The sequence below is a fragment of the Edaphobacter acidisoli genome, assembly GCF_014642855.1.
Taxonomy (GTDB): domain Bacteria; phylum Acidobacteriota; class Terriglobia; order Terriglobales; family Acidobacteriaceae; genus Edaphobacter; species Edaphobacter acidisoli.
Genome location: NZ_BMJB01000002.1, coordinates 95,975 through 116,885, shown reverse-complemented (window position 1 = coordinate 116,885; position 20,911 = coordinate 95,975). Strand labels below are relative to the sequence as shown.

Sequence of the window (20,911 nt, the reverse complement as noted above, 5' to 3'; positions counted from 1 at the left end):
TGATGGTTTTGTCAAGCAATGGCCTGTAAAAATTCAGCGGATCTGGCGCGTTCTATTTAGCTGTTTAAGCAATTACAGAGCGCCGCGTCATACGCGAAATAGTAATCATTTGCAATCTATCGCATTCGCACTCAGTATCCGGAGAACCACGCTTCATGTGCATATACCTATATCAGGTGTAAGGACCGAGCCGGATTTTGCCCTTCCAGCTCGGCTCGTTATTATGCTCCGATCTGATTTCGAAGCCTGTCGGCTGCCTTGCACATATTCTCCAGTGCTGACACAGTTTCGGGCCAACCACGTGTCTTCAAGCCGCAGTCAGGATTTACCCAGACCTGCGCCGGTTTGAGTACATCGAGAGCCAGAGACAGCAGCTCCTGCATCTCTTCCGCCGATGGCACTCGCGGAGAGTGGATGTCGTAAACGCCCGGACCTATCTCGTTGGGATACTGGTGTGATTGGAAGGCTTCGAGCAGTTCCATGCGAGAGCGGGCTGATTCCATCGAGATCACGTCAGCATCCAGTGCGGCAATGGAGGGAAGGATATCTTCGAACTCGCAGTAGCACATGTGTGTGTGAATCTGCGTTTCATCTTCAACGCTGCTGGTGGTCAGCTTGAATGCCTTGACGGCCCAATCAAGATAATGTGGCCAGTCGGCACAACGAAGCGGCAATCCCTCGCGTAAAGCCGGCTCATCTACCTGGATGATACGGATGCCAGCCACTTCTAGATCCTGAACCTCATCCCGCAGAGCAAGCGCTATCTGCCACGCTGTCAGCTGACGGGAAATGTCGTTGCGAACAAACGACCACTGTAGCACGGTGATCGGTCCCGTAAGCATTCCTTTGAGCGGTCGCGATGTAAGCGAGCGAGCATAGCTTGTCCACTTCAGTGTCATCGGTGCCGGGCGGGAGACGTCGCCGTAAATGATGGGCGGCTTCACGCAGCGCGAACCATAGCTCTGTACCCAGCCGCTCTCAGTGAAGGCGAAGCCATCCAGAAATTCAGCAAAATACTCGACCATATCATTGCGCTCGAACTCTCCATGCACGAGCACATCCAGGCCTATGCGCTCCTGTTCGCGGATGCATTGTGCAATGGCATCTTTCAGAAAAGCTTCATACTGTTCGGAAGTCTCGTGTCCGTGCTTGTGTGCGGCACGGTGCTTACGTACTTCGGCAGTCTGAGGAAAGGAGCCAATTGTTGTAGTAGGCAACAGCGGCAGTTGTAGCTCATTGCGTTGGACGATAGCCCGCTGCGGATACGGTGATCTACGCAAGAAGTCCTGAGGCCGAAGCGCTGTTAACGCCTCACGGACATTTGGATTGGTAGTTGTCTCTGCGGAAGCGCGATCAGCAAGTGCAGCGGCGTTGGCTTGATATGCGACCTCATCACGACTCGCCAGCGCGGAGATCTCTGCCAGCTTTTCTTCGGCAAAGCGCAGCCAACTTTTGATGCGTGGTGACAACTCCGCTTCGCTGCGAAGATCGTGTGGGACATGCAGCAAGGAGCACGACGGAGCAACGATCACTCGGTCGGCGCCGAGTTGGCGGACGGCTTTACGTAACAGCGGCGTGGCCAAAAAGAAATCAGTCAGCCAGATATTGCGCCCTTCGACGCAACCCACACTTAACACCTGCTCAGGTTGCAATGCCTGCAGAGTTTCTTCGAGTTGTTCAGGAGCACGAACTACATCGATGTGAAGACCGGCAGTGTCAAGTTCAATTGCTGTTCGCAAATTATCGCCGATTGTGTCGAAATAGGTAGTCAGCATGAGTTTGACTGGAACCCTTTTCAACTCTGAATAAACCTGCCGATAAGCACTCTGAACGTTTGCATCGAGATCAGTCACAAGCATGGGTTCGTCGACCTGAACCCATTCGATATTTTCTGCTTCGAGTACTTGTAATATCTGCACGTAGGCAGTGGTTAGCTTCGGCAATAGCGCCATTGGATCAAATCCATTGACTCCCTTGCCAAGCAGGAGCAGCGTCAATGGCCCAATCAGTACGGGCCTTGTCTCAATTCCGAGATCGCGTGCCTCGTGCACTTCGTTGAGCAGCTTCCTTGTGTCGATGTTGAACGAAATGCCCTCACTCCACTCCGGAACGAGGTAGTGGTAATTCGTGTCAAACCACTTCGTCATCTCCATCGCCGACTGTTCGGGACTGTTCCGTGCCATCTGAAAGTACTGCTCCAGCGTGACGGGCCCACTACCAAAGCGTTCAGGTATTGCGCCTACGAGGACGAGTGCATCAAGGACCTGATCGTAAAGAGAAAAATCATTCGATGGAATAGAGTTGAGCCCAGCCACTTGCTGCAGCTTCCAGTGCTCTCTTCGCAATTGCGCAGCCGTGCTCATCAATTCCTGCTCGACACGCTTTCCCGACCAGTAAGCTTCCAGAGCAAACTTCAGTTCACGTTGACGTCCCATCCTAGGAAAACCCAGATTCGCGGTTTTCAATTTTCCAATAGATTTCGATAAGTTTCCTTCAAACATTTGGTTCTCTCCTCAAAACGAAAGAACCACCTGTGCGCAGGCAAATCCACTACGCATAGCGCAGGAACTAGCAGTGGCTACCGATCCAATCCACGAGAGCGGTGTCCTCAAGCGCACCCATAGTCAGCGATCAACGCTTCCACGGCGGTGGCTGCAGGCCGGTCTTCGGACTTTGGACGTCCTACTCTGTTGCCGCTTCCCATCTCAAGTGAGACAGTGCGCTGGCCTTCGCCATGCAACGTTTCGTTCCCATCACCGCTGCGGGACAGCGCTGGATTTACACCAGCTTCCCGTTTAACAAACCGCCAATGGGCGGTTTGACCTGCATGCGAGTAGTTTACTTGAGCGGAGTAGAGGGGCAGCTACAAATCGACACACTTTAAGGACATCGCATCGGACCGCCATTCCTCGCGTTACTAGTCTACTGGCGGAAGAGGAGGGATTCGAACCCCCGATACCCTTTCGGGTATGCCGGTTTTCAAGACCGGAGCCATCAACCACTCGGCCACTCTTCCACCTACTTCGAGTCTAGTATGTTGAGTCTGCCAATGCAAAGCATTGGCTGCGTGGCACTAATGGCATCTCCGAATAGAGCACGTGAGCATGCTCTGCAATGCCTGCCGAAGCAACCCCGTTTAGTGCACTCCAAAACGGTAGGTAATACCAGTGCTGATACGAATATCATTCTGACGATCGTTCACAGCGTTCGGAATGCGAGTATGCACCCAGTCAGCCTGAATAATCGTGAGACCCAGTCTTGGCTTCAACGTTGTGGTGACTCCGCCACCGCCGAGAAAACCAAATGCGTTACGGTTGATGGTGAACTGAAAATTCACATCTTCCTTTGCACCACCGAGCATCACTTCGGCATACGGAACGAACCGATTATACCGGCGCACCGAATACCGAGGGCCGAAGAGATAGTTAAAAATAGTAATATTCTGGCCCGAGTTATTCACGTTATTCGCGTGAGCCACCATAATGTCAGCCACTGCACTCCACGCTGGGGTCATGTTATAGATAAAAGTTCCGCTACCGCCGTTCAGGCTGAAGCATCCGCACTGTCCCGGAGGCGCGTTGGCATGAAAAAAGTTATAGTTCGCCCCGACTTCAATTCTACCGATGTCCTGTACTGCGGACCCGTTTGGTATAGCTTGTCCGTGCAGTACACAGGGCAGAGCCAGCAATAACGCGACCAGGAGTATTCGTTTCAGATGCATCATCTTTCTCCCTACTGTACGACCAGCGTTGCGGTCGCGCTATGTTGAATCGATCCCTCAGTACCTGTGACGGTAACGGTGTATGTGTGTGGATCGAAGGCGAAGTAGCCGCCTGCACAGCCACTGAGAGCTGCGACTGGCAGTAGTGTTGCAATCATAAGAAGCAACACCAGCAATGGACGTGGCAGCTTCTTTCTCAACTTACGAATCGTACCCAAACCGGCGAGCCCCAAAATTCCAAGGGCAACCGGAACGTCATGATGTGAGTTTGGTCCACCCATAGGAGCACGGTTCTCTGCCGTCAAAGAACTGCTTGTATTTACTGTCAGCACCAACGCCGCTTCCCCGCTGCCAGCCGCTGCGGAGCTAGGTGTCAGAGTGTAGGTCGACCCCTCAGGCAGGCCGGTCACCGTCAGGCTGACATTGTCGACGAAGGTTGATGAACCAACGGGTGACAGGTTGAAGTTATACGTACCGCTTGCTCCAGGAAGCATCTGTTGGCTCGCCGATCCGCTATTTGTGATAGTAAAGTCCTCGACCACATTGTCCACAGAAGCGGACGTGCTAGATGAGAAACTGTTGTCCCCTGAATATACCGCTGTGATCTTGTGGTCGCCAGTGAGAAGGCTGCTTGTGCTATAGGCTGCGTTACCTGAGGTCAGTGTAACTACAACGCCACCATTAGTGCTGAGCGGAGCCGTGCCAAGAACTGTGTTCCCATCCATAAAGGTGACCGTTCCAGTTGGTGTTGGCACAGGAGCCGTGACGACTGCGGTAAATGTAACGCTCGTGCCAAGCAATTCTGCCGGGCTACTCTCAGTAAGAGTAATCATCGAAGAGATTTTGCCTACCACTTGTGTGAGCACTGGCGATGTCGCCGGGCTATAGTTCGAATCACCAGGATAAGATGCTGTAATTGAATGGGAACCAGAGCTGAGAGTCGACGTGGTAAAAGTGGCGACGCCAGCTGCGTTGGGGACACCTGTACCGATCGCAGTTGTGCCATCATAGAAAGTGACTGGTGCGGTCGCTCCCGGATAAACCGTCGCAGTAAATGTCACCGGCGCACCCGGTGTTGACGGGTTTGACGACGATGTGAGAGTGACTGTTGGCGTAGCCTTGTTCACCGTAACTGTCGTAGCCGGTGAAGTGGCCGGATTATTGTTGGCATCACCAGGTGTTGAGGCTGTAATTGGGTTTGAACCGATTGGCAGGTTCGACACTGTAATAGTTGCTACACCGTTGACGATGGGCGCAGTACCAATTGTTGTTGTACCGTTCGAGAACGTCACCGGACCGCCAACACCTGAAGGAACTGTCTCTGTAATCGTCACTGTCGTGCCCACAACTGGATTGCTTGGTGTAGCCACAGGCGGAGGCAATACCGGTGTGTCCTTGTTCACTGTCTGCGTAGTAGATCCGGTTGCTGGGTTATTGTTGCTATCACCACCGTAGGATGCGGTAATTGGGTTAGTTCCCACGGGCAGCGTAGAAGTGGTGATAGTCACCGTACCGCCAGCGCTTACGGTTCCTGAACCAAGGGTTGTGCCGCCGCTTGTAACCGTCACCGTCCCGGTGGTTCCTGGAGGCAATGTTGTTGTGATAGTGACGGGCTGACCGTAAGTGCTAGGACCAGAGGTCGTTACAGTTATGGTTGGCGTTGCTTTATCTACCGTCTGCGTTATGCTCGCCGTCGCTGTGCTATGAGTTGAATCTCCGCTGTAGGTGGCCGTAATCGCATCGCTGCCAATTGGCAAGGTAGATGTAGTAACTGATGCATTTCCGCTGTTAACATTTGAGGTCCCAATGACAGTCGAACCATTCGTGAATGTCACTGTTCCAGTAGCCGTCGAAGGAACTGTTGCGGTGAATGTTACCGGTTGGTTCACAGTAGAAGGATTGCTCGACGATATCAACGTGATAGTTGACGGGGTGCTATTAACAGTTTGAGTCAGATTGGTGGTTGCCGTATTGTTGTTCGTATCCCCGCTGTAGGTTGCGGTAACAACATCACTGCCAACCGGTAATGTTGACGTAGTAACAGCTGCGCTTCCATTGCTTATATTCGAAGTCCCAATAACATTTGAACCGCTCGTAAATGTTATGGTGCCTGTAACGTTCAAAGGAAGTGTAGCGATAAATGTAACCGGCTGATTGACAGAGGACGGATTATTGGATGAGGTTAGCGTGATGGCTGGCGTTACCTTGTTCACCGTCTGGGTCAAACTGGCGGTCGCTGTGTTGTCGCTCGAGTCTCCGCTGTAAACTGCAGTAATCGGATCACTTCCGACGGGCAACGTAGATGTCACAACAGATGCAACTCCATTATTGACTGTGGTAGTTCCAAGTGCTGTTGCCCCCGTGCTAAATGTAACGGTGCCGGTAACACCAGAAGGGAGTGTTGCCGTAAAGGTAACCGACTGGTTAGCAGACGACGGGTTCGCCGACGAGGTCAGCGTAATGGTTGGCGTTGCTTTATTCACAGTTTGGGTAAGACTGGCGGATGCCGTGTTATCGTTGGCATCGCCATTGTAAGTTGCAGTTATAGAGTTGCTGCCAACAGGAAGAGTCGCTGTTGATACAGCTGCCACCCCATTGCTCACGTTCGAAGTACCTATAACGGTTGCCCCACTCTTGAATGTGACCGTACCGGTAACTGTTGAGGGAAGCGTAGCTGTGAAGGTTACAGACTGGTTAGCAGTCGACGGATTAGTCGACGAAGTTAATGTAAGCGCTGGTGTTGCCTTATTCACTGTCTGGGTCAGACTGGCTGTAGCCGAATTGAAGTTCGAGTCGCCACCATAGCTCGCAGAGATTGCATCGCTTCCGACCGGAAGAGTCGACGTAGTCACCGAAGCCCGATTGCTGGAGATAGTTGCCGTTCCAATGACTGTAGAACCCGAGGTAAATGTCACCGTTCCCGTCGCTCCCGCCGAGACTGTCGCAGCGAAAGTTACCGATTGACCGAACGTCGAAGGATTGGCGGAAGATGTCAGCGTCAGACTTGTAGTAGTGACCTTGGAGACTACTTGAGTCGTCGTGCCCGTCGCAGCGTTATTGTTCGCATCACCGCCATAGCTGGCCGTAATCGTATCCGTCCCAGCCGGCAGCACTGAGGTCGAGATCGTCACGGTGCCGCCCGATATAGTCCCCGAGCCCAAGTTCTGCGAACCGCTAGTGAAGGTAACTGTACCTGTCGCTCCCGACGTGACTGTAGCCGTAATCGAGACCGGCGTCCCATACGTGCTCGGACCGGATGTCGCAACAGTTACGGTAGGTGTGTTCTTATTGACAGTCTGGGTCAGAGTAGCTGTAGACCCATTGTTGTTCGTATCTCCACTGTAAGTCGCAGTAATTGCATCGCTGCCAGTCGGGAGCGTAGAAGATGTCACTGTCGCCGTTCCGTTCGTTACAGTCGAAGTACCCAGCACAGTAGATCCGTTCTTAAAAGTCACAGTACCTGTCACCGATGTTGGCAGAGCATCTGTGAATGTCACCGATACACCTGGTGTTGATGGGTTAAGCGAGGAAGTCAATGTAGAGGAAGGGGATGCCTTTGAAACAACCTGCGTCGTCGTGCCAGTCGCTGTGGCGTAATTGCCGTCTCCATTGTAGGTTGCGGTAACGGGATCAGATCCGGTTGGCAACGTTGAAGTCGTAATGGTTACGATCCCGTTGTTGATGGTTCCTGAACCCAATGTAGTTGAACCGCTTGAGATAGTAATCGTTCCAGTCGGGCCAGACGGAACCGATGCTGTAATCGTGACTGGATTTCCATAGACACTCGGGCCCGATGTCGTGACAGTAACGGCCGGCACAGCTTTGTTCACGACTTGGATCAACACCGGTGACGTAGATGACCCATAGACAGCGGTGATATCGTGCGATCCGACCGAAAGAGACGAGGTGGTGAACATGACCGATGTCCCCGCCACCACAACCGTACCAATCACATCGCTTCCATCCACGAAGTTTACGGATCCGGACTTGCTGTTTCCGAGTGTCGCCGTGAATGTAACTGACTGTTGGTACATCGAAGGATTCAATGACGATGTAAGCACAATGTTGGCAACTGTTACTGACACTGAGTTCGAGTTGCTGGTGTCATAGTTAGAATCACCGGGGAATGTCGCCTGGACCGAGTCTGTTCCAACAGGCAAAGCACCTGTTGCCAATGTTGCGACTCCATTGTTGAGCGCGCCGGTGCCGATTAAGGAACCGCCACTATAGAACATAACCGTCTCGCCATTGGTCGTAGTCGTCGGCGGCCCCACTGTATAAGGGCTCAACGTGGCCGTGAATGTAACTGTCTGTCCAGCAAGAGTCGCAGTAGTAGGTGACGCGCTCAGTGTTAAAGTAGTCGGCGTAGGAGCTGCAGTCAGAGAGACCGTAGGTGATAAGCTGGCAAGATAGATCGAGTCTCCCGGATAGCTGGCATCCACCTGATGAACTCCGCTGCCCAGTGGGAAAACCGCAATATTCGTCAAAGCTAAAGCAGTAGAGGATTGGACGACCTGGCTTAGAGAAACCGCGGCCTGCGCGCTATTTGCGTCAGTTCCGACCAGATCTGCGTTGCCGTCATTGTTGTAGTCTCCAGCGTTGACGGCATAGGTCAGCGAGAATCCGCCGATGGTTGGCTCGATATAGGGTTGGAACGTTCCGTCGCCGTTTCCGTAGAAGACCAGAGCTCCGGTACTTCCTCCGGCGATGATGTCGGGCTTACCGTCGCCATTGACGTCGGCGAGGTGCGGGTCGGAGGGATAGTCAGCCGAATAAACCACCGGAGTCTGAAAGGTGCCGTTCCCTTTTCCAAGAAGAACCCACATGCTTGGTTGAACATAGCCGTTCGGTGGCTGTGCCAGCGTGATGGTCGTGGACACAATGTCAGTGATGTTATCTGCGTCCGTATCGCCCGCGGTCAGAAATTCTCCAATTCCGGTCGCTACCTTCGTTGGCGTACTAAAGGTGCCGTCGCCTTTGCCCAGAGCAACATATAAATCGGATAACGTGCCTGTTGCCTCAGCCTGTGCGAAGGCGATATCGGTCGTTCCATCACCATTGAAGTCGCCTGCGACGATTCCCTTCGTCTGAGTTGCGGTTGTGATGGACGTGCCTAAAGTAAACGTCCCGTCTCCCTTGCCGATCAGGATAGTAATGTTTTGCTGCGTTTGATCCGAAACAGCGATATCGAGAATGCCATCATTGTTGAAATCGCCGAGAGCGAGGCTGAAGACGTCACCTGTCGCATAGGCCATGGGAGCCTGGAATGTGCCATCGCCGTTGCCGAGAAGAATGACCACTCCTCCTTCGCTAGCATTGGAGCATCCCAGGACGATATCCGTATTGCCGTCGCGATTAAAATCAGCCAACAGTATCTTCGTTGCTACATCCCCTGTAATCGAACTCGGGCATCCAGAATAATTGGCTTGAGGCTGAAATGTGCCGTCGCCATTTCCAAGCATTACAGAAACGGTATTTGCAGCGTCTCCAGTCACCACATCAAGATTATTGTCACCATTCAAATAAGCCGATTCCACCGCGACCGAGCGGTAAAGCTGTGCCGGCGGCGGCGGCGGCGGACCGCCCACGGGGAATGCAGCCTCCTGAACAAAGGAGTCGCTCAAAGTCGAAACCTGAAGAGACTGGGTCCCCAAGATATTATTGCCATCACTTGTATCGACGATGGATATTGATCCCGTTGGTCCGGCTGTCACCGCACCTACAGCGCTGACGCCCATGTTCAGAGTGTAGTTACCCGGCGAGCCTGTGTCTGACAGTGTAGTCTGCGAGGCATACGTGCCCGTCACCGAGTAGCTAACGGTGTTCGACGTACTGCTTGCATAAAACTTATTCGCAATGAACACTGCCTTGTACGAGTGGTTCCCGATCGGCCCACTCCCGATTTTCACCTCTGCCGTGGCGTTGGATTTGGTCAGCTGCGCAATGCCCAGTGCAGAGTTGTTCTCGCAATAAGTTGCCGAAGCATCGCAGAACAGCACAAGACCTGCACTGACAGGAGTACCCCCTGAAGTCACGGTCGCCGTCAGCGTGATCGGTGTTTTATATGGAACCGTGGTCGATGAAATTGCCAATGTAGTTGCGGTAGTCAACTGAGCCGCATTGGCTGCAGGAACCAATGCCATAGCCAAAAGTGATACAGAACCTAGCAAGTACTTCTGAACGAACGAGACCAAACGGCGAACAGAACGGGGAGGTGTAGGCGTCATAGGTTCCTTCGTGCGCGGCACTACCGCGATAGAACTTTCGTAACCACCGTAACCTCCGTCACAAGGCTGACCTATTGCACTAAAGTTGCACCATCGTTCGCGAGCAATTGGCCATCGTCGCGCTGAAGCTGCAAATCGTGCGCACGGCATGTGGATTGCTCACCTTAGCTCTCAAACGTTTATCGCTACAAAGGTTGTAGCCGCTATTTTTGTTACAGGGCTCAGGCCAATCACGCCGCCAATGATATTGAGCCGGTGGCGTCTGTATTGCATTTGGTGTCTACTGGTTTGGCAATATATATGTTCCAAAATTTTGTTGTGGGATGGGTTGAGTGGGAAAGATATCAAGGCGCAGATTTCTATATGGCTCTGCAGTATTGTCCTCGTCAGTCGCGGCAGGCCCATGGATAGTAGCAAGCAATCAGACGAAGGAGGAAGAGTTGTTACTTGTCGGAACGCAAACAGCTGAGACGAGCAAGGGCATCTATGCATATTCACTGGATTCGACAACGGGTGAGCTAAAGCAGATCGGACTTGCGGCAGCAGCGGACAATCCAACATTCCTCGTGCTTGGCCCCGACCACAAAACTGTCTTTGTCGCCAACGAAGTCAATCAATACGAAGGTAAAAGCAGCGGGGCTGTGTCGAGTTACCACCTGGATCGAGAAGCCGCGAAGCTGGTCAAAATCAGTGAATCGGCGACCGGTGGGCCAGGAACGTGTCACGTTGCTGTCGACCACACAGGGCGCGCTGCGTTCGGAGCAAATTACGCAGGAGGAAGTGCAACCTCGTTCCGCGTCGGCGCCGACGGACATCTCAGCCCCGCAGTCTGGTTCGAGCAATACTCGGGTCATGGGCCAGACAGTCGACGTCAGCAAATGCCTCATGCGCATCGTGTAACGGTATCGCCAGACAATCGCTTCTTACTGGTCAACGATCTCGGCCTGGACGAGATCCATATCTATAAACTCAACGCGACCACAGCAGAGGTGAAGCCGAACGATCCAGCGGTGTGGCGTTCCGATGCTGGAGCAGGTCCGCGCGCATTGAAGTTTCATCCGAATGGACGCTGGGCATACTGCGTGACGGAGATGCACTCGACGGTCGATGTGCTTGATTGGAATGCTGAGCAGGGGGCACTGAAGACGGTGCAGGTCGTCTCAATGGCCGATGTGCCGCGTGAGCACTGGAAGACAGGCGGAGCTGATATTGTGTTCGACCGCTCGGCGCGGTTTGCCTATGCCGCCGACAGGTTTTACGGCGTGCTCGTGACTTTTGCGGTTTCGCCTGAAGATGGAAAGCTAACCATTCTGGAGCGGACACCCTGCGGAGGAAAGATTCCCCGCCACATCGCATTGGACCCAAGCGAGCGATGGATACTGGCTGCAAATCAGGACTCGGACAACATTTCGGTCTTTAGCAGGGATACCAAGACCGGAAAACTGAGCAGCGAAGGAAAAAGCTTCCCAATCTCGAAGCCGCAGTGTCTGGTGTTTGCGTAGGGACTTGGTTCAGAAACGATAACCACCTAACTGACTGTTGCCTGCTCTTCGAGAGTGAGGGTGAGTTCTTCCCATTCGGAGAGCATCGACAAGCGCTTCTCGCGGAGTTGATCCAGTTCAGCGGCGTCTCTCTGCGACTGCTCGGCTGAAGTAAAGTTGCTCAGACGCTCTTCGGCCGAATGAATTGCAGACTCCAACCAGGTTATCTCGTCTTCGGCAGCGTGTAAGCGGTCTTCAAGCTGCTTCAGTTTGATCGGATTCAGGCGCTTGATAGGTGCCGTCGGATGCTGTGAAGCGGGCTTCTCCACTGTTCCGTGTGGAGCATCAGCGAAGGCGATTGCAGCCGGCGTTTGACTAGCGTGAGAAGTCGTCAGAGAGGGCGAAGCGGCAGCCAGATCTACGGCAATCCGCTCGGCAACCTTCTCAGGGCCGCCCTGCTTGCGCCACAGATATTCCTCGTAGTTGCCGGGATAGATGTGTAGACGGCGGTCTTCGACTTCGAAGACGCGCGTTGCCAGGCCGTCGATAAAGTAGCGGTCATGCGAGACGAACAGCACCGTACCGGTAAAGTTCTTGATCGCATCGAGCAACACATCCTTTGCGCGCAGGTCAAGATGGTTCGTCGGCTCATCGAGGAGCAGCATGTTCGAGGGCGAGACCAGCATCTTGGCCATCGCGTAGCGGTTGCGTTCCCCGCCAGAGAGCACGCCCAGCTTCTTGAAGACATCGTCGCCTGAGAACATGAAGCAGCCGAGCAGGCTGCGCAACTCGACCACCGGGACCTTTGGCGCAGCAGCAGCAATATCATCCATCATGACGGCGTTCGGATCGAGTACTTTGTACTGATCCTGCGCAAAAAAGTCGACCAGCGCATTGTGGCCAAGCCGTACGGTGCCGCTCGTCGGCTCTTCCTGCTCACTCAACAGGCGAATCAACGTTGACTTCCCTGCACCGTTTGCCCCTACGAGGGCGATACGGTCGCCGCGCTCGATGGTGAAGTTAAGGTTGTCGAGAATGAGCTTCTCACCACCATCTGGCGTTGGATACACCTTACGCAGATTTTGAGCCTCAATCACAGTGCGCCCACTGGCTGGCGCGGGTGGAATTGTGAAGTGAATGGTCGCCTCTTCTTCAGGAATCTCGATGCGCTCGATCTTCTCCAGTTCCTTAATGCGCGACTGCACCTGCTTGGCCTTCGTCGCCTGGTAGCGAAAGCGGTTGATGAAAGCTTCCAATGCCTCAATGCGGTCACGCTGATTTTTGTATGCGGCAGTCAACGTTGCGCGGCGCTCTTCCTTTTGCTGCACATACTTCTCATAGTTGCCGTGGTACGTATGCATGTGCTTGTTCCAAACCTCGACAATCTTATTGACCGTCACATCGAGAAAGTAGCGGTCATGCGAGATCAGGATGAAGGCGTTGGGGTAATCGTGGAGGTAACTCTCGAGCCAATTGCGCGACTCCAGATCGAGATGGTTGGTTGGCTCGTCCAGTAGCAGCAGGCTGGGCTTTTGCAAGAGCAGCTTGGCCAAAGCAATGCGCATCTGCCAACCGCCGGAGAATTCCTCAGTCTTACGCTCCCAGTCTTCCCTGGAGAAGCCGAGGCCGCCGAGCACTGCGCCTACCTGCGCGTCCAGAGTATAGATGTCGTGAACATGAAGCTGGTCGGCAATATCGGAGTAACGCTCAGCCGCTGCCTCGTACTCCTTCGACTTTGGATCCACCTCAGAGAGCGTATGCGTCAGTTCCTCAGCCTCTCGTTCAAGAGCGTGCAGGTGATCGAAGACGGAGAGGCATTCGGCGAAGACGGTCTTGCCGCGCAAGGCAAGCCCGTCTTGCGGTAGGTAGCCAAGAGTCATGCCCTTCACACGAGTGAGCTGTCCGTAGTCGAGTGTCTCAGCCCCTGCAAGCACTTTGAGCAGAGTGGATTTACCCGTGCCATTGCCGCCGACCAAACCGGTGCGCTCGTTCGGCGTAATGAGCCAGTTGACATCTTCGAAGAGGAGTTTGGGGCCGAAACGCTTTCCGGCAGCTGAGAGTTGAAGCATTTCCTCTATTTTCGCATTTTGCGAAGCCTATTCGCTCACAAGCGAGTCATAAGAACGGCCCGCCGAAGCACTTGAGTTGCGAGACAATGAGCCGAGCGTCTGCTACTGTCAATCTTGGGAGTTTGATGTCCGGACAGCCACAACTATTTCCGAACCCTGAACCAGCCGTTCGACCAGAACCAGAAGACCGGGGTCAACCCGTTGGCCAGCAAAACCGCAAGACGGCCCCCATCTGGCTGCAACGTCTCTCGCTCTTTGTGCTGGTCTTGTTCTGTGTCTATCTTGGCATTCTGGTAACTGTATTGCCCTGGTGGACCCAGATGTGGGACCGGAACATGTTTATTTTGGCCCGGCCTTGGCTTGCTTCGATTCTGCACAACGGCGCCGTACGCGGCATCATCTCTGGCCTGGGGTTGCTCGACATCTGGATCGGCATCTCCGAAGCGATACATTACCGCGACTATCGCGGGTAACTATTTCAATAAGAGATACGGAACCTGAAGGATGAACACAAACCCAGACGATTTGAAAGAATTGGAAAGTGCCCCGCTGGCATACGAGAACAGCGACTTCATCAACTCGCCCGACGGGCGCATCTTGCGCATCCTGGCCGAATATCAGGAACCGATGGCGCGCTTTCGCCGCGAACGCATTCAGGATACGGTGGTTTTCTTCGGCTCAGCGCGCTTCCGTGCGCTCGACGTAGCTAACTCCGCCCTAGAGTTGCTCGAAAACACCGGATCGGCACAACCGGCTCCCAAGCACGAACAGCCCGCGAGCCGCGATGAAATCGAAAAAGGAGAAGCCAGCGCTCAGAAATTAAAGCTCGCCGAGGCCGCTGTCGAAATGGCCCGCTACTACGAGGACGCCCGCAAGCTGGCTGGAATGCTGGCTTCGTGGTCAGCTTCACTACCAGGCCGCAGGCACCGCTTCGTCATCACCTCCGGCGGAGGCCCAGGCATCATGGAAGCCGCCAACCGCGGCGCGCACGAGGCCGGATGCAAGACCATCGGGCTGAATATCAAACTGCCCTTCGAGCAACATCCGAATCCCTACATCACGCCGGCGCTCAACTTCGACTTCCATTACTTCTTCATGCGCAAATACTGGTTCGCATATCTGGCAAAGGCGCTGGTGGTCTTTCCCGGGGGATTCGGCACGCTCGATGAGATGTTCGAGGTGCTGACGCTGGCCCAAACTAAAAAACTAGCAAAAAAGATCACCGTTGTGGTCTACGGATCTTCGTATTGGAAGAATGTCATCAATCTGGATTTGCTGGCAGAGAAGGGCGCAATTGCGCGTTCGGACCTCGACCTGTTTCAGTTCGCCGATACACCCGAAGATGCCTTCGCCATGCTGAAAAAGGGCCTGACTGAAAATCATCTGGAGTCAGAGTACGAGCGCGAGCAGCGCCGTCTGGAAGCCGAACGAATTCCCGACGAACCCGCTCCAAGCGCACAAGAGATGCTAGGACCCGATATCGCCAAGACGCTGTAGCTAATAGCCCAGCCCACCGATATAAACCGCGAACGGAGCCAGTGTCATCGAATCAAGCGACATTGGCCCCATGCCATTGTCCGAGCGAAGGATGGGACGCAGGAAGCTGCCGCGCAGATGCAGCTTCTTCATGTCATCCACGAGCGACAGATGCACCGTCTGCGCCGAGAGATTGCACACGATCACTACTGGCGGATTTTTATAGGTTGGGACTTGTGGTTTACGTATCCACGCAAGAACGTTCTCGCTGTCGTGGTCGAGCGTGATCGTCGTTGGCGCGGAGTTGATCGTTGCGTTACTGTGATGCAGCGCGATGAGCCTGCGATACCAACTGAGCAACGAGTCGGGGTTGGCCTCTTGCGCGAACACGCTGCGTGAGTTGTCGGGAATCTTCGAGAGCGCGCCGGTCGCAGGCGTACCCCACTTGATCTCGCCTGAAGGCAGGCCGAGTTCCTGTCCGGAATAAATCAGCGCAGACGTATGATTTGCAAATAGTAGTGTGGCCACTGCCTTTGCGATATCGGCATCGTGCTGGCCGTCGCCCAGGCGGGTAATGCTGCGTGGCGTGCTCGGGCCGTCGGTGGCCAATAACAGATCTTGCGTTGGCTGCACCGCTTCAAGTTCAGTTCGCAATGCTGCGGCCGAGAGCTGGTTCACCTTGCTGAGTCGCGCATCGAGAAGAAGCTGCGGACCGCCCTGCTTTATCGGATTCGCAGTGTCGAGGTCACCGATGACGATTCGCTGGCCTTTGTAGCTGCTGGCGATCTTTCGCAACTGAGCGGCTTCATCGAGGCTGCTGATGTGGAAGCCGGCCACTCCCTGGTTGAGCCAGTAGCGCGCAATGCTGGTCGGGTCGGTCGCAGGGGCAAGCACGCCAAGGTCGATCAGAATCCTCATGTTGTGATTACTTGCCTGATGGATCAGCTCTTCCAAATCATCGAGCGTGCCAATTGCCGGATCGATATCTTGAGGGTGTGCTGCGTCCGGCTGGAAGCGTGTCAGCAAAACGGCGTCGGTGCCAAGCGAGTGGATGTAGTCCAGGTGCTGCGTGATTCCGGCAAGGCCACCGAAGCTGTGCGGGTCGATCTCGTAGACCGATGCGCCCTTCCACCAGATCTGCGAAGCTGTGCCAAATCCCGCCCATCCAGGACGCGCAAGCTCCTGCGAATATGCGGGTGAAGAAAGAAGGCCGGCAACGAGGAGGGCAAGGAAAAACTTCGACCGCGTGATTAGCATCTCATTGACGATGCTACCTCGACAGTTTCGACTGCACAAATTCAGCACCTGCCATCCGTGCGATTTCAGTCGATATCGAACGTGACTCCCTGAGCGAGCGGCAGTTCTGTGCCGTAGTTGATCGTGTTTGTAGCGCGGCGCATGTACTGCTTCCAGGCGTCGGAGCCGGACTCTCGGCCTCCGCCGGTCTCCTTTTCGCCACCGAAGGCCCCGCCGATCTCTGCGCCGGACGTGCCGATATTGACGTTGGCAATGCCGCAGTCCGATCCGGTGGCTGAGAGGAACCGCTCCGCTTCACGCAGATTCATCGTAAAGATCGAAGACGACAACCCTTGTGGCACTTCGTTATGCAGTACGATCGCGTCCTCAAAATTTCTGTAGCGAAGCACATAGAGGATCGGAGCGAATGTCTCATGCTTCACGGTCGCGGTCTGCTTCGGAATCTCGATGAGCGCAGGACGAACATAGAATGCCTGCCCATTTCGGTCGACCCGCTCGCCTCCTGTAACATTTGCGCCGGCTGCCTTGGCGTCGGCAATGGCCTTCTCCATTGCGTTGTAGGCGCGTTTATCAATCAGTGGGCCAACTAGAGTTCCAGACTCCCGTGGATCGCCAACGACAACGGAGCCATAAACTTTCTTCAGTTGGCTGACAAGCTTGTCGTAAATATCTTCATGCACGATGAGGCGGCGCAGGGTCGTGCATCGCTGGCCAGCTGTTCCCATCGCTGAGAATGCTACAGCGCGCAAGGTGAGGTCAAGATCGGCAGTAGGGCCAACAATTGCCGCGTTGTTGCCGCCGAGCTCGAGAATCGCACGCGCAAAGCGCGCGGCGAGACGAGGACCTACGGCGCGCCCCATTGAAGTCGATCCGGTTGCAGAGACCAGCGGCACCAGCGGCGAGTCTACAAGCTGCTGCCCTACTGTTGCGTCGCCAATCAGCAGCGTCGAAAGATTCGCAGGCACCCCTTCAAACTTCTTCGCAGCACGCTCGAAGATGGTCTGCGTAGCCAACGCTGTGAGTGGCGTCTTCTCAGATGGTTTCCACACTATTGAGTTGCCGCAAATCAACGCGAGCGCAGCGTTCCAGCTCCACACCGCTACGGGAAAGTTGAAAGCCGAAATGATGCCCACCACGCCCAATGGATGCCATGTCTCCATCATGCGATGGCTCGCGCGCTCGCTCGGCACAGTAAGACCAGCAAGCTGTCGGGAAAGTCCCGATGCAAAAGTGCAGATGTCGATCATCTCCTGCACCTCGCCGTAGCCTTCGGAGAGAATCTTGCCGGTCTCGATCGTGACGAGGCGGCCGAGGGCTTCTTTCTCCGCGCGCAGTTCTTCGCCAAGTTGACGCACGAGTTCGCCGCGTTTCGGCGCTGGTACATTGCGCCACGCAAGAAACGCCTGCTGCGCCTGCTCAATGGCCTTCTTCGCAGCCTCCGCACCAATCGTCGAGACCTGACCGATGACTTCACCCGTGATGGGTGTAGCTACAGAAAGCGTACCTTTGGTGTAGAAATCAACGGAAACGCCCAGGCGGTCGAGGATCTGTGCTACTTCTTGCTGGATGCTCATGGTCTTCTATGGTACTTGGTTCAGGACGCTTCTCTACAGGGGCATCTTGCCCACGATGCAGATGATTTTTTCTCATCAACCTATGAGTCTAAAACTTTCGCGCCTGCGCCAACACTTCGGCAAAGTGCATAGGGCGAGCCGTAGTGTTCTGCGTAATCTGTTCTTGGCAACTGAACCCATCGGAGACGATAATCGCATCTTTATTGTTGCGAACCGCAGGAAGCAGCACGCGCTCACCGAGCGTCTGCGAAACCTCATACTTGTTGCTCTCAAATCCAAATGGACCGGCCATACCGCAGCAGCCGGAATCGAGCAGCTCAACCTCTGCTCCAGTTGCGCGCAGTAGCTTCATCTCATCGGCCATGCCCATCGTAGAGCGATGATGGCAGTGGCCATGCACAATGATCTTCTGCTCAATCTTCGGCGGCTGATAACCAGGTGCATATTTGACGAGAAACTCACTCAGCAGAAACGCCTGCTTGCTGAGCTGTTGCGCGCGCGCATCATACGGCAGTAGGTTTGTCAGCTCATCGCGGAAGACTGACGCGCAACTCGGCTCCAGCACGACTATCGGCGTGCCAGCTGCTAACTGTGGCCCAAGCGCGTCGAGAACCTTGTACAGATAGTCTTTCGCAATATTCAACATGCCGAAGTCATAGAGCGGACGCCCACAACAGAGATGTTCCTTCGGTAGCATGATGCGAAAGCCAGCATCACTAAGGATGTGGTACGCAGCACGCATCGTCGCAGGATGGAAATAGTTATTGAAGGTATCGGCCCACAGAAAGACCTCAGGAGCTCCAGTAGGCTGCGAGCTTCGTCGCTCACGTGTGAAGGGTTTGGCAAACCGTGGAAAGTTACGACTCTTGTGAATGTGCAGAGCGGACTTAACAAGACGACGAATCCCCGGCGCATTGTTGATCGCATTGACGAGCCCCGGAGCTACTGAGGCTAGCCGCGCCCAGCGGTCGATGCGACCGAAGGCATAGTGTGCCAGCGGTCGCTTCTCTCCTTCGTAGTAGTGCGACAGAAACTCCGACTTATACGTGGCCATGTCCACACTCACCGGACACTCGCTCTTGCAAGCTTTGCAGGCAAGGCACAGGTCCAGCGACTCTCGTACTTGGTCGTTCTTCCACTGGTCCGGCAGCAGCTCACCCTGCATCAGCTCCCACAGCAGGTGCGCGCGGCCGCGCGTCGAGTGCATCTCCTCGTTGGTGGCCATATAGCTTGGGCACATCGTCCCGGCATCTTTCTTGCGGCACGCGCCCACGCCCACGCAGCGCAGGTTCTCAGCCGCGAATGAGCCTTTGTTCTCTTCAAACGCAAAGTGCGTCTCAGGCTGCCAGGGCTTGTAGTCCGCGCCAAGACGCAGGTCTTCGTGTGGCTCGTGCGGATCGATGAGGTTGTTCGGATTCAGGCCGTTCGCCGGATCCCACAGCACCTTGAACTGGCGGAAAGCATCCATCAGTTCCGGACCAAACATCTTCGGCAGCAGCGCGGCGCGGGCCTGTCCGTCACCGTGCTCGCCGGAGAGCGATCCTCCATGTGCGACCGCAATGTCTGCCGCGCGGTCGATGAACTCACGAAAAGCGAGGATGCCATCGGCGGATTCAAGATCGAAGTTGAACCGCATGTGGACACAGCCCTGGCCGAAGTGGCCGTACATCGGGCTCTCGTAGTTGTACTCGCGCATCAGCGCCGTGATGGCGCGCAGGTATGATCCCTCCTGCGTGGGATCGACGGCCGCGTCCTCCCAACCCTCCCAACGCATCGGCTTGCCGGGAATAAAGGCCGTCGCGCCCAGGCCCGATTCGCGCACGTGCCACACACGCTTGGCTTCAGCGGTCGAATATATACGTGCATCCGGCTTGACCGAAAGTCCGTCCAGCGAAGCTACCAGCGTGCGTGCCTGTTCATCAGCATCGGCCTGCGATGCTCCGCCAAACTCGATCAGCAGAAAGCCGCGCCCTTCCGGGAGCAGCGGAATGTGCTCGAGGTTTTTGCTCTTCGCAATCATGGAGTCAATCAGGTTGCCGTCCATGCCTTCAAGGCCGATAGGCTTGTGCGCCAGGATGGCCGGAACATTGTCCGCCGCAAGAAAGATGTCCGGAAAGCCGAGACCAACGAGCGTGCGGTAGTGTGGGCTCTTCACCAGACGCAGCTTCGCACCGAGCACGATCATGCACGTACCCTCGCTGCCCACCAAAGCACGCGCCACATTGAAGCCGTTCTCCGGCAATAATTCATCGAGGTTGAATCCGGAGACACGGCGGGGAATTTTGGGAAACTTCTGGCGCACTAATTCGGCATAAGTATCGCGTAGGCGCTTGAGTCCCCCGTATATCGCGCCCTTGCGCCCTCCTGCCGCGATGATCTTCTCCATCTCCCCATCACTCGTCGGGCCAACTATCATGCGCGTGCCATCGTAGAGCAGGATGTCGAGCGCCTCGATGTTGTCGACGGTCTTGCCGCCCATCAGCGCATGAATGCCGCAGGAGTTGTTGCCAATCATCCCACCCAACGTGCAACGGCTATGCGTGGCCGGATCAGGAGCGAACGTCAGCTCGAACTCTTCGGCAGCCTCGCGCACGCGGTCGAGCACAATCCCTGGCTGCACCCAAACCGTATGAGCAGCCGGATCGACCGGCTCCATTTTGTTCATGTACTTTGAAAAATCAAGAATGACGGCCGTGCCGCAGCCCTGCCCAGACAAGCTTGTACCGCCTCCACGAGTGAGAATCGGGGCTCCAAGTGAGCGGCAGATAGCGACTGTATCGATCACGTCCTGCTCATCAAGCGGAATAACAAGACCAATCGGAGCATGGCGGTAGTTCGAGGCGTCGGTCGTGTAGAGCGCACGCGATGCCGCATCGAAACGCACCTCACCGCGTATCTTCTGACGCAGACGCTGTTCCAGTTCTTCTGCGCGTGGAAAAGTATCGTGAACACGGGCGTGTGAACTGGGTAGAACGACAAACGGTGAAGTAGACATAGAAACTCAATTCCCCATTCCCAAGGACGACAATAATCGGTGACGAAATGAAGAGACTGTCAGCGGATTAATAACATCCATCATCTTCATCAATGAGATAGCTGTAAAGAC

General features: G+C 54.9%; 10 protein-coding genes, 1 tRNA gene and 1 riboswitch. Of the genes, 3 read left to right on the top strand and 8 right to left on the bottom strand.

Annotated elements, in window-relative coordinates:
• Nucleotides 1–221: 221 nt before the first annotated feature.
• The 4 genes from metE to IEX36_RS13500 all read right to left on the bottom strand — a co-directional run bounded on the left by metE (nucleotide 222) and on the right by IEX36_RS13500 (nucleotide 9,864).
• Complete coding sequence (gene metE / locus IEX36_RS13515; RefSeq protein WP_188760092.1) at nucleotides 222–2,501, bottom strand: 5-methyltetrahydropteroyltriglutamate--homocysteine S-methyltransferase; 2,280 nt, start codon at nucleotides 2,499–2,501, stop codon at nucleotides 222–224.
• A 139-nt stretch (nucleotides 2,502–2,640) separates the two neighbouring features.
• Nucleotides 2,641–2,842, bottom strand: a riboswitch (cobalamin riboswitch).
• A gap of 84 nt (nucleotides 2,843–2,926) precedes the next feature.
• Nucleotides 2,927–3,016: transfer RNA gene (locus tag IEX36_RS13510), tRNA-Ser, on the bottom strand.
• 120 nt (nucleotides 3,017–3,136) lie between these two features.
• Nucleotides 3,137–3,724: an outer membrane beta-barrel protein gene (locus tag IEX36_RS13505; protein ID WP_188760091.1), complete on the bottom strand. Its 588-nt coding sequence runs from the start codon at nucleotides 3,722–3,724 to the stop codon at nucleotides 3,137–3,139.
• A gap of 8 nt (nucleotides 3,725–3,732) precedes the next feature.
• Nucleotides 3,733–9,864, bottom strand: a complete 6,132-nt coding sequence (locus IEX36_RS13500) for an Ig-like domain repeat protein (protein ID WP_188760090.1) — start codon at nucleotides 9,862–9,864, stop codon at nucleotides 3,733–3,735.
• 524 nt (nucleotides 9,865–10,388) lie between these two features.
• Here IEX36_RS13500 and IEX36_RS13495 point away from each other — a divergent pair.
• Entirely contained in the window at nucleotides 10,389–11,450 is a 1,062-nt protein-coding gene (locus IEX36_RS13495; RefSeq protein WP_229669004.1) for a lactonase family protein, read from the top strand.
• Between the two features lie 26 nt (nucleotides 11,451–11,476).
• On the opposite strand, the gene IEX36_RS13490 is transcribed toward IEX36_RS13495, so the two are convergent.
• Complete coding sequence (locus IEX36_RS13490) at nucleotides 11,477–13,498, bottom strand: ABC-F family ATP-binding cassette domain-containing protein (RefSeq protein WP_188760088.1); 2,022 nt, start codon at nucleotides 13,496–13,498, stop codon at nucleotides 11,477–11,479.
• 125 nt (nucleotides 13,499–13,623) lie between these two features.
• On the opposite strand from IEX36_RS13490, the gene IEX36_RS13485 reads away from it, so the two are divergent.
• Nucleotides 13,624–13,971: a hypothetical protein gene (locus tag IEX36_RS13485; RefSeq protein WP_188760087.1), complete on the top strand. Its 348-nt coding sequence runs from the start codon at nucleotides 13,624–13,626 to the stop codon at nucleotides 13,969–13,971.
• Between the two features lie 31 nt (nucleotides 13,972–14,002).
• The gene (locus IEX36_RS13480; protein WP_188760086.1) at nucleotides 14,003–14,995 is read left to right on the top strand and encodes an LOG family protein; all 993 of its coding nucleotides are present in this window, start codon (nucleotides 14,003–14,005) and stop codon (nucleotides 14,993–14,995) included.
• Here IEX36_RS13480 and IEX36_RS13475 read toward each other — a convergent pair whose 3' ends face one another.
• The 3 genes from IEX36_RS13475 to IEX36_RS13465 all read right to left on the bottom strand — a co-directional run bounded on the left by IEX36_RS13475 (nucleotide 14,996) and on the right by IEX36_RS13465 (nucleotide 20,800).
• Nucleotides 14,996–16,231, bottom strand: a complete 1,236-nt coding sequence (locus tag IEX36_RS13475; protein WP_188760085.1) for an alpha-amylase family glycosyl hydrolase — start codon at nucleotides 16,229–16,231, stop codon at nucleotides 14,996–14,998.
• Nucleotides 16,232–16,296: 65 nt separating this feature from the next.
• Nucleotides 16,297–17,805, bottom strand: coding sequence for an L-piperidine-6-carboxylate dehydrogenase (amaB, locus tag IEX36_RS13470; protein WP_188760084.1), 1,509 nt, complete (start codon nucleotides 17,803–17,805; stop codon nucleotides 16,297–16,299).
• A gap of 88 nt (nucleotides 17,806–17,893) precedes the next feature.
• Complete coding sequence (locus tag IEX36_RS13465; RefSeq protein WP_188760083.1) at nucleotides 17,894–20,800, bottom strand: FAD-binding and (Fe-S)-binding domain-containing protein; 2,907 nt, start codon at nucleotides 20,798–20,800, stop codon at nucleotides 17,894–17,896.
• Between the last annotated feature and the right edge of the window lie 111 nt (nucleotides 20,801–20,911).

What these genes read in the sequence shown, in the direction of transcription:
- metE (WP_188760092.1), bottom strand. Translation starts at nt 2,501, where the DNA reads ATGTTTGAAGGAAACTTATCGAAATCTATTGGAAAATTGAAAACCGCG.
- IEX36_RS13505 (WP_188760091.1), bottom strand. Translation starts at nt 3,724, where the DNA reads ATGATGCATCTGAAACGAATACTCCTGGTCGCGTTATTGCTGGCTCTG.
- IEX36_RS13500 (WP_188760090.1), bottom strand. Translation starts at nt 9,864, where the DNA reads ATGGCATTGGTTCCTGCAGCCAATGCGGCTCAGTTGACTACCGCAACT.
- IEX36_RS13490 (WP_188760088.1), bottom strand. Translation starts at nt 13,498, where the DNA reads ATGCTTCAACTCTCAGCTGCCGGAAAGCGTTTCGGCCCCAAACTCCTC.
- IEX36_RS13485 (WP_188760087.1), top strand. Translation starts at nt 13,624, where the DNA reads ATGTCCGGACAGCCACAACTATTTCCGAACCCTGAACCAGCCGTTCGA.
- IEX36_RS13480 (WP_188760086.1), top strand. Translation starts at nt 14,003, where the DNA reads ATGAACACAAACCCAGACGATTTGAAAGAATTGGAAAGTGCCCCGCTG.
- IEX36_RS13475 (WP_188760085.1), bottom strand. Translation starts at nt 16,231, where the DNA reads ATGCTAATCACGCGGTCGAAGTTTTTCCTTGCCCTCCTCGTTGCCGGC.
- amaB (WP_188760084.1), bottom strand. Translation starts at nt 17,805, where the DNA reads ATGAGCATCCAGCAAGAAGTAGCACAGATCCTCGACCGCCTGGGCGTT.
- IEX36_RS13465 (WP_188760083.1), bottom strand. Translation starts at nt 20,800, where the DNA reads ATGTCTACTTCACCGTTTGTCGTTCTACCCAGTTCACACGCCCGTGTT.